This is a genomic window from Bradyrhizobium sp. LMTR 3 (genome assembly GCF_001693485.1).
GTDB lineage: Bacteria > Pseudomonadota > Alphaproteobacteria > Rhizobiales > Xanthobacteraceae > Bradyrhizobium.
Genome location: NZ_MAXC01000012.1, coordinates 394,090 through 403,298 on the forward strand (window position 1 = coordinate 394,090; position 9,209 = coordinate 403,298).

The following is a 9,209-nucleotide window of genomic DNA, read 5'->3' on the forward strand; positions in this document are numbered from 1 at the left end:
CCCGTGCCCCAAACTTCTCAGCGGTGAGCATTTCGCAAGGTCAATCCACCATTGCTGGTCGGGAAGAAATTGCCGTGGAAGCCAAAAGGGATTTGATGGGGGCATTCCGCCCGAGCGATCTCGGCCATGCGAGTTGCATCGAGAACGAGGAGAAACGACCTGTCGTTCAGCCCGTCCAGAACGACCGAAAGCAACACACCCTCAGCTTCGTTGCCAGCATCCGGCGCGGCGACGAACACGGGCTCTCCCGGATAGCATCCAGGTTCCGCCCACACAGTGCACTCGCCCGTCTCCACGTCGATCCGGACAAGGCTGTCGAGAAAATTCCCCGGCTGTCGATTCCCCGTGCCCCAGACCACACGGTAGGACTCTCCAGCGACCCTGCCATAGTCGATCCGCGGCAGTTCGATCGCGGTGGTGGTGATCTGATGCTTCTGCGCGGCGCAATTTGCGGTGCCGAGCGGAACGACATAACGCGAGAGGGAGCCCACCGCGTCGACCGGCTTGCCGGCGCGCAGACGCGAGAGGTAGAGCTGATCGATGATACCGGCGTCGGGGTAAGTGACGAGGTCAAGCACGAGTTCGCCGCCTCGCTCGTAGGCATTGACATGATGAAAGGCGAAAGCCGCTTCGGCTTCCGCGGTGGCGATCCGTCGGCCAGTATCCTTCTCGACGACCTGGAAGCGCAGCCCGCGCTCCGGTTGCCAGCGATAATTCTTGATGAACGGCTCGCCGCTCAGGAGCAACCGCAAAGGGCTGACCACCAGCGGAAACTCCGCCAGGACGAGATAACGCTTGGTCATCGCGAAACTATGCATGTACGCGGGCCGATCCACCGGTAAATCGGCGATCGTGGTTTCAGCGCCGTCCTCATCCGCCACGCGAAACAGCCGGTACCGACTTCGCCGGCCGAATTCCACCACATAGCTGAACTGGCAGCGGCGGGTTGCATCATGGTGCGGATGAGCAACCGAAATCTGGCCGCCGAGCTGCTTGCCGTATTCGTAATGTCCCAATGTTTGGAGAGTTTCGGAATCGAACCGCACCGGCAGGGTCGTTTCCGTGAGCGCCACCAACGACCCACCAAGAGCGTTGACGCTGACATTGCAATTGTCGGTCGGCTTATCGAAAAATCTGGAGAGCACTCTGCCGAACAGCGTCCGACAGGGGTCGCTCGCGAACTCGCCACGGCTCAAGCGGCCGGATCGCCGCTGCTCCCGATAGTTCGCCGAACGGATGAACCGGTTCGCATAGGAGACCCTGCCGTCGACGAAGGCAAACCGGTGCAGCATGGCGAGCCCGTCGAACCAGTGGTTCACGGTTTGCTTACCGAGGTCGAATTTGGCCGGCGCCGTGCGGAGCAACGCGCCCGACAGCCATATCGGTACGGTGCCGACGACGGGAAGGCTCTCGACCGCAACCTCGCGGTCGAGATCGGCAAAGCCTTTGGCAAACATGGCGGTCATGGCGTTATCCGGGTCTACCGGCTAACGCACCGGCGCGCGATTTGGTCCCGCGCTCGACCAATTGCTGCCGAGAAAGAATTAGAGCTGCGGCGAGTCTATTCGAGGCAAACGATACTACTGGCGGCGAAAGATCATCCCGCCGTGATGGAGGGTATCCTTGTCGACGAACCTGCCGTCAGCGGTAAAACCGGTGTCATCCCAATAATCGATGTGATCGCCCTTGATCTCGTAGCGCCCTTGATAGGCGCTCTTGCGCGTGCCGCGGGCTTCGTCGTAGCGGCCGTTCGGAAGAAGCTCATGCCGAATGTGGCCGCCATCGGTCACCCACATGCCAACATAGGGATGCTGTATCATTGCTTTCTCCATGGACTGCTGTTCGGATTTGCTGGCTGGTGCGGCCTCGCCGGAAGCGACAGCCACCGATAGTCCGAGGACACAAAGGGATCCCACGATCAGCGCACGACAGGTCATCTCGTTTTCCTCCAAATGATCGGCTGGCGTCTTACTGCTGAGGTACGGGAATACGCCGCAGGACATCTTCGTATGGAGCGAGGTCGAGATAGGCCGTCACATCAGTTGCCTTTCCGTCGTGCATGCGGAAGATCCAGGCATAGCTGTTGCTGTAGCCCCTGCCGTCGCGGGCGACCCCGCTCCCCTCCCAGTGAGCGATCACATGATCGCCATCGGCAAAGATCCGCACGGCTGTTGGGCGGACGGGCCTGGACAATCTCGCCGCGAATGGGCGAACAGCTCGCTCCAGAAAGGCCTCACGTCCCTTGAACTCCCCGGCGCCTGGACTCGATCCTTTGATCCTCCAGATGACATTCTCGGCGAGCACGTCCTTGAAGAAGGACGTTCCGCCCGCCGCCCAGCGATGAAAGGCTTCGGTGACCACTCGCTTGTTATCATCTTCCGCCGTGCTCGTCTGACCACAGGGGGCAGCCGTGGTCAGGCTGGAAGCGGTGAACATTGCGGCGCACAGGCACCATGCGAGTGCGCGAGTTGCCAGGGCTCTCATGAATTTCTCCTTTGCTGCTGCAGTTCCTTCTCTCAATTCCGCAGGGCGACGGACGCGCCGCCGAAGATGAGCTGCTGAACCATGGGACGGCCCACGAAGCGGATGGGAAAGATCGGGTCGGCCGCACTCGCCTGATTGAGCCGATCGAGATGCGCAGGCGACAGTACGACCCCGAGCGCACCGAGATTGTCCTCTGCTTGGGCAACTGTGCGCGCACCCATGACAGGCGACGTGACGGCAGGGTTCGCAAGCGTCCAGGCGATCGCCACCTGCGAGGCGCTCGCGCCGACTTCCTCGGCCACGGCACGGACCACATCGGCAATTTCGATGGACCGCTCATTGAGGTGGCCGGACGACGCAATGACGCCCTTGCGCGTCGGCGAGATGCTTGTGTCGCGCGAGTCCGCAATATCCGAACGCGCGTACTTGCCGGTCAACACGCCACCGCCGAGCGGCGACCAGGGCAGCACGCCCATGCCGAGCGCTTCTGCCATCGGAATGAGTTCATGCTCGACCGTGCGCTCGACCAGGCTGTATTCGATCTGCAGCGCCACGAAAGGTGACCAGCCGCGGAGATCGGCGATCGTCTGCATCTGGGAGACACGCCAGGCCGGCGTATTGCAGATGCCGATGTAGTGGATCTTGCCTGATCGCACCAGATCGTCGAGCCCGCGCATCACCTCATCGCACTGTGTGGTCATGTCCCAGCCGTGCAGGTAGAACAGGTCAATGCGGTCGGTGTTGAGCTGCCGCAGGCTCTGCTCCACCGAGCGCAGCATATTGAGCCGGTGGTTGCCTCCCGAGTTCGGGTTGCCCGGTTCGCGCGCCATGGTGAATTTGGTCGCGAGCACGATACGGTCGCGCTTGTCCTTGATGAACTCGCCGACGATGCGCTCGGAGGCACCGTCAGTGTAGTTCACGGCGGTATCGACGAAGTTGCCACCGCGATCGGCGTAAAGATCGAAGATCCGACGCGCCTCGCCCGCATCGGCGCCCCAGCCCCAGTCCGGACCAAAGGTCATCGAGCCGAGCGCGATTGGGGATACCCGCAATCCGGACCGTCCGAGCAAACGGTAATGATCGAGAGACGTCATCGTCGGTGCCTCCAACTTCTGTCGAGACGCACATACGACGAGGCCATCGGTGAAACAATTTGCTCAATCATGACCGGCTTGGTAAGATTCGCTAACCAATGATGGCAGACCTGAACCTCGTTTCGATTTTCCTGGTGGTCGCTGAAGCGAAAAGCTTCCGCGGCGCTGCCGAGCGGCTGGGCGTGACGCGCTCGGCGGTGAGCCAGGCAATCAGGCGAATGGAAGACCGGATGGGCGTGGCGCTCGTGCAGCGGACGACGCGCAGCGTCAGCCTCACCGAGGCCGGCGTGCGACTCCACCAGCGCGTCGCGCCAGCCATTGCGGAAATCGACCTCGCCCTCGACACCGCGCGAGACCGCGACGCCAAGCCGACAGGACAGCTACGGCTCGCGGTATCTTCGATCGCCGAGCGCTTCATCTGCGGGCCGCTGCTTGCGAGTTTTACGCACGCTTATCCAGCCGTGCAGATCGACATCACCGTCACCGACGAGGAGTTCGATATCGTCGCCGAGGGCTACGATGCTGGCGTTCGCCTTGGCGAAGTGATCGAGCAGGACATGATCGCCGTGCCGGTTTCGGGCGACCAGCGCCAGATGGTCGTCGCCGCACCGTCGTATCTGGCGCGCTTTGGCGCGCCCACGCACCCGACCGAGCTTTCGCGGCACTGTTGCATCGGCTGGCGTCCGGCGCCTCACGTGGCGCCCTATCGTTGGGAGTTCGAAGAAGACGGCCGCGAGTTCGACGTCGCCGTCAATCCCAGGATCACGACGAATGACATGTGGGTCATGGTACGGACCGCTTGCGCCGGCGGCGGCCTGACGTTCGGCATGGAGGAGACGTTCAGGCCCTATATCAAGCGCGGCGAGCTGGTGCCGCTGCTGGAGCAGTATTGCCCGCCCTTTCAGGGCTTCTTCCTCTATTTCGCGGACCGAAGAAATCTGCCGCCAAAGCTGCGCGCGCTGATCGACCACGTTCGATATCGCCCTTGACTAGGTCTCATCTGAGGCATATTCTTGTCTCACCTGATTTAGAGGTTCCCGTGAGCCATCAAGCCGCGATCCTGGCCGGCCTGCTCGGCGTCAAGCCGAAGAACACAGAGACGACGCTTACCCTCGCCCGTTCCGTGGAGAAGGGCCTGCCGGTATCGGCGTTGGATAAATTCGCCGGCCGCGTATCCCCGCAGGACGTCCGTCACTTCACCTATCGCGTGGTGCCGAAGCCGACGCTGGAACGGCGCCGCAAGGAAAAGCAGCATCTCACGACCGAAGAGAGCGACCGGCTCGCGCGCGTCGCAAAAGTGTTCGCCTTCGGCCTCGAAGTGTTTCGCGACGAGGCCAAGGTGCGCGATTTTCTCAACCGGCCGCACCCTATGCTTGAAGACAAGACCCCGCTCGAACTGGCGTTGGCAACCGGCCCCGGGGCGGACGCCGTCGTCAACCTGCTGGGGCGTACAGCCTATGGCGGCGGCGTCTAGGCGTGCCGAAGAGCGATCGTGTCCTGACATGTTATCGCATCGGGGACCCGGACGGCGCCTACCCCGTGTACGATGCCGAGGGATCGCGCCTCTACCCGGGCCGGTGGAATACGCGTACCAGCCCGATGATCTACGCATCCGAGCACTATTCCACCGCCATGCTCGAGAAGCTGGTGCATGCCAATCTGGTGACGCCCGCCAACCAGCACTTCATCGAGATCACGATACCAAACGGCGTCTCGTATGAAGTCTTCCAAGCTGCGGCGCATCCCGGCTGGGACTCGCGAAACGAGACCATCTGCAAGGGCTTCGGCCAGAAATGGTGCGAGGAGAAGCGTTCGGCGCTCCTGATCGTCCCCTCAATCCCGGCGCGGCGGGAGCGCAACTTTCTGATCAACCCGGCTCATCTGGAAGCCAAGGACATCACGCACACCCTGCCCGAACCGGTGTGGTGGGATGAGCGGCTTTATGGGCGGTAGCTACCTCTGCTCCTTCGCCCTACGGGCTGTCGTTTCGTCAATGGAACGATACAACCTGCGCCCCAGTTAACCAGCTCCACGTCGCAGAACGATGAAGCTGTTCCAGCCTGGGAGATCGCGATGGCCATCCACTTCAATCATACGATCCTTTCGACCCACGACAGCAAGGCATCGGCAACCTTCCTGGCCGAGATGCTCGGTCTCCCAGCCCCACGGAAGTGGGGGCCGTTCTATATGGTCACCACTGAAAACGGCGCCAACCTCGACTACATGGATGTCGACGGCGACATTGCTCCGCAGCACTATGCATTTCTGACCAGCGAAAGCGAGTTTGACGAGATCCTCGGCCGCGTCCGGGAACGGCAGCTTCCCTACTGGGCCGACCCTGGACAAACGCAACCGGGCAAGATCAACCACCATGACGGCGGGCGTGGCGTCTACTTCAAGGAGAAGAACGGGCACCTTCTTGAAGTTATAACCCGCGAGTACGGTAGCGGCGGCTGGAATCCCTGACGGCGCGGGCTGCCTACGCTCTACCTGCGCGCCAAGCGCTTCTCATCACGCCAGACTTCGAGACCGAAATCATCCGGTCGCGCATTCATGCCATCAATCCATCAGCGCGACCTTGCGGCTGGCGACGCCCGGGCATCCACGCCACCGGCGAAGCGAGCGTTCCCCGCATTAAGATTACGCCTTAACCAATAATTAATTATGGCTTTGCCGGCACGAAAGGCTCAGCTTAGCGTTTTGGCAATGCTGCTCAGTAACCTACGATGGGTGAGTGCCATGACCTACAGAACGACGTTGATCGCGTCTCTCAGTGCAGTCGCGCTTGTCCTTGCCGCGGGCGAGGCATTGGCCGATCCGGGCGTGGCGCGGGGCGCAGGCGTTGCGCCGTCGCGTCCGGGCGTAGCGCCGGCGCGTCCGGCTTTCCCCGCATTCCGATCGATGCATCATCACCACCATCGCGGCGGCGGCTTCTTTCCGGGCGTCGGCGGCGTGTTCTATGGTTTGCCGACCGAGGTCGAGCAACCGGTCGTCGTCGAGGCCCCGCCGCTCAAACAGTCCGACGATCTCCGCTTCACCTGCGTCTATGACATTCCCTGGGACTACGTGCATCGCTGTCCGCAGTTCAATACGCCGCGATACTAGTGCTGAGAGTTCGTAAGGTCCGATAGCGACGCACACTCGACCGTCATTCCCGCCAACGGGTCGCGCGAATGCGCGCCCGATGACAGGCTCCGGCGGGGATCCAGTACGCCGCGGCTTCTCGGTTCAATTATTGACTCCTCTGGAATGCTGGGTCCCCGGTCCCAGTGCGCAATTGCGCACAAGGCCGGGCGATGACAAGTGAGTATGGGTCCACGATCTCGCGACATGAACTGTCCGAGGTTTGCATCTGCATAGCGCCGCCGGCCGCGAGATGGATTGCGTCACTGAGCTTCTTGCAATGACAGTTCCACGGACCTGGGCTCATCATGCGTGTCGCGCATCTCTCGACAATTGTCCTCATGCCGGCATGAGCTACGGCGCCACCACCCTAAACCAGTCCCGCGTAGCCTGCTTGATGCGCTGCAATTTCTCCGCCGAGATCATGCTCATGGCAAATAGTGTTGCGCAGATGGACAAAAGCAGCCGGGCTTCTTGCAATAAAGCTTTGTCACGGATTACGTCGTCGAAGTTGCCTTTCCAGTTTTCTTCGATGACGTACGCGCCGTGTTGCGGGGGTGCTAGCTTAATCGGTGACCAGCGCTTCCGACACTGCGTTCGCCGGCGCACCCCGGTCGGTCCAATCCGGCGGCAGCCCAATCCTCTCTCCGACCATACCAATCAGTCCCGGCGATCGCCCGAATGTTTCACAAATCGCCTCTTTCGGCGCGCCACCGAGAGAGGCCTTCAGACTGCCGACGGATGGCGGCGCCGAGACCTTCCCGAACGGACTCTCGGCGGTAACAAGCAATTTCCCGAAATCGTCTCCGAAAGCGCCGGCAAGATCATAGGCATCCCCGTCGCTCGATACGCGCGGAGCGCTGGTGAAGGAATTCGCTCCGCGCGCCCAGATCATGGCAGCCTTTTGGTTGCCACTGCGATCACGGGCCTCGGCCTCTACGGACAGGCTCCCAAGTCCGATCGGAAGCCGCGGCACAGGGATAGGCACACCGGGAGCAACGACAGACGGTACAATGCTCGCGACCTTGGAGACGCCGGCTGCCGTCGCATCGGTCGGCGTAATGTGGGTAATGACCGCCCGGACACTCAAGTCCGCCGCCTCTGTCGGTGCTACAATTCGGAAGCGCTCGCTCAACGCAAAACACATCGCTCTGTTTACCGCATTCTTGATCAGGCTGCGCTGCTGGTCCGAGAACGGCTGGCTTGCCGCGGCTACCGTGAACGCGGCTGGCTCGATACGCGCGGTCTTCGCGGCGAGAACATCAGCCTTGCTGACCCGAACCTGCGACTTGGTCAGAAGACCATCGGACGGCGTCAGATTGTCGTAAGAGACGAACGACCCGGACCGCTCCAGCGGTGCGGTCGCGCAACCAGCAGCCATCAAGCTCAACGTCACTACCACAGACCATCTCACGGCGAGGGAACAAGACCGATCGCCGCCTCTTGGACCATGCGCCGGGAACGCGCGACCGGAACGGGAGAAGGCGCGGCGACGGGCGCCGATGCCAGGATTGGCTGCCAAGTCGCATTCCAACGCGTCAGCGTCGTCCCGTTGCCGTCGAAGGCCAGGTCGAGGAAAGCCAAAGTGAGTTCCGCCGTCGCAGCCTTCACTTTCGGATTTAGAGCCGGACCACCTGTGAACGAGCGATCGGTAAAGATGCTGTGCGAGCCGCCCTCAAACACGGCAAGCAGCTTGCGCGGTGTGGCAAGGGCGTTGAAGACGGCTAATCGATCGGCAGCGGGCGAGTGGTATCCGGGGATTTGGATGACGTCGTTGGTCGCAGTCACGTGCAGGTTCGGAACCGCGATCTTGCTCAGCACCGAGGCAAGATCGGACTCGCCGTAGAACGGCGGTGCAGAGATCACGATCGCCGCCGCAAAGCGCGCGTCGCGGGCCTCGACCCACTGCCCTTCACGCATCACGCGGGCGCCAACCGCAAGAAGGGCCGTGTTCGCGCCATATGAATGTCCGGCCGCTACGATACGCCGACGGTCGATCTGAGCGCCGTAGGGGCTCGACAGCACAGAGTCCAGGGCGAAGCGCAGATCCCAGGCCCGCGCCAGCGCCTCGCTCTCATGAGCCGCTTGCTGCAAACGGTCCACGACGGTGAGAGGATTGCCCACCCAGAGCGACGAATCGCTACCCGCATGCTGAACATGCAAACTCGCAATGCCACGGGCAGCCCAATATCGCCCCAGATAGCTGTAGCCCCGGCGGGAGCCACCCATGCCATGGGAGAACACGATGAGCGGTACGCGCGACCCCGGCGCGACACTCGTGGGCCAATGCAGGCGCGCCGGAACGGCCCGCGAACGCGCGGGATCGACCCAGTCGAAGTCAATGAAAGCGGGCGTGGCGGACTGCGCTCGCGCTGGATTTACGGGAGCGGCGGCTGTGACTGCAACGGCGAGCAGCATGGCACCGAGGCGCCGTCGCGTCATGTTGCCCGCCACGACTGCGTCGACCCGGCTACCGGCGAGAGCGGATTGAACATGCCACGAGGGAGT

11 protein-coding genes are annotated in these 9,209 nt (G+C 62.2%); 5 read left to right on the plus strand and 6 right to left on the minus strand.

Going from position 1 to position 9,209, the window contains the following annotated elements; genetic code table 11:
- Positions 1-17 precede the first annotated feature (17 nt).
- The 4 genes from LMTR3_RS11465 to LMTR3_RS11480 form a co-directional block, all read right to left on the minus strand.
- Positions 18-1,466 (minus strand): carotenoid oxygenase family protein, encoded by a 1,449-nt coding sequence (locus LMTR3_RS11465; protein ID WP_065745136.1) that lies wholly within the window; start codon positions 1,464-1,466, stop codon positions 18-20.
- A 114-nt stretch (positions 1,467-1,580) separates the two neighbouring features.
- Complete coding sequence (locus LMTR3_RS11470) at positions 1,581-1,937, minus strand: Atu4866 domain-containing protein (protein ID WP_065745612.1); 357 nt, start codon at positions 1,935-1,937, stop codon at positions 1,581-1,583.
- Between the two features lie 31 nt (positions 1,938-1,968).
- Positions 1,969-2,484 carry a nuclear transport factor 2 family protein gene (locus LMTR3_RS11475; RefSeq protein ID WP_065745137.1) on the minus strand — a complete coding sequence of 172 codons (516 nt, stop codon included), beginning with the start codon at positions 2,482-2,484 and terminating at the stop codon, positions 1,969-1,971.
- Positions 2,485-2,516: 32 nt separating this feature from the next.
- Positions 2,517-3,578 carry an aldo/keto reductase gene (locus LMTR3_RS11480; RefSeq protein WP_065745138.1) on the minus strand — a complete coding sequence of 354 codons (1,062 nt, stop codon included), beginning with the start codon at positions 3,576-3,578 and terminating at the stop codon, positions 2,517-2,519.
- A 98-nt stretch (positions 3,579-3,676) separates the two neighbouring features.
- On the opposite strand from LMTR3_RS11480, the gene LMTR3_RS11485 reads away from it, so the two are divergent.
- From LMTR3_RS11485 to LMTR3_RS11505, 5 genes are all read left to right on the plus strand, one after another.
- The gene (locus tag LMTR3_RS11485; RefSeq protein WP_065745139.1) at positions 3,677-4,567 is read left to right on the plus strand and encodes a LysR family transcriptional regulator; all 891 of its coding nucleotides are present in this window, start codon (positions 3,677-3,679) and stop codon (positions 4,565-4,567) included.
- A gap of 50 nt (positions 4,568-4,617) precedes the next feature.
- Positions 4,618-5,052, plus strand: coding sequence for an Xre family toxin-antitoxin system antitoxin (locus LMTR3_RS11490; RefSeq protein ID WP_065745140.1), 435 nt, complete (start codon positions 4,618-4,620; stop codon positions 5,050-5,052).
- A gap of 2 nt (positions 5,053-5,054) precedes the next feature.
- Positions 5,055-5,531 carry an RES family NAD+ phosphorylase gene (locus LMTR3_RS11495; protein ID WP_065745141.1) on the plus strand — a complete coding sequence of 159 codons (477 nt, stop codon included), beginning with the start codon at positions 5,055-5,057 and terminating at the stop codon, positions 5,529-5,531.
- 120 nt (positions 5,532-5,651) lie between these two features.
- Positions 5,652-6,044 carry a VOC family protein gene (locus LMTR3_RS11500; RefSeq protein ID WP_065745142.1) on the plus strand — a complete coding sequence of 131 codons (393 nt, stop codon included), beginning with the start codon at positions 5,652-5,654 and terminating at the stop codon, positions 6,042-6,044.
- A 273-nt stretch (positions 6,045-6,317) separates the two neighbouring features.
- Positions 6,318-6,683 (plus strand): hypothetical protein, encoded by a 366-nt coding sequence (locus LMTR3_RS11505; RefSeq protein ID WP_065745143.1) that lies wholly within the window; start codon positions 6,318-6,320, stop codon positions 6,681-6,683.
- A gap of 583 nt (positions 6,684-7,266) precedes the next feature.
- On the opposite strand, the gene LMTR3_RS11510 is transcribed toward LMTR3_RS11505, so the two are convergent.
- Together LMTR3_RS11510 and LMTR3_RS11515 are read right to left on the minus strand one after the other, a co-directional pair.
- On the minus strand, positions 7,267-8,082 hold the full coding sequence (locus LMTR3_RS11510) for a DUF3313 domain-containing protein (RefSeq protein ID WP_084029540.1): 816 nt from the start codon (positions 8,080-8,082) through the stop codon (positions 7,267-7,269).
- A gap of 29 nt (positions 8,083-8,111) precedes the next feature.
- Positions 8,112-9,119, minus strand: coding sequence for an alpha/beta hydrolase family protein (locus LMTR3_RS11515; RefSeq protein ID WP_245319828.1), 1,008 nt, complete (start codon positions 9,117-9,119; stop codon positions 8,112-8,114).
- Positions 9,120-9,209: the final 90 nt, after the last annotated feature.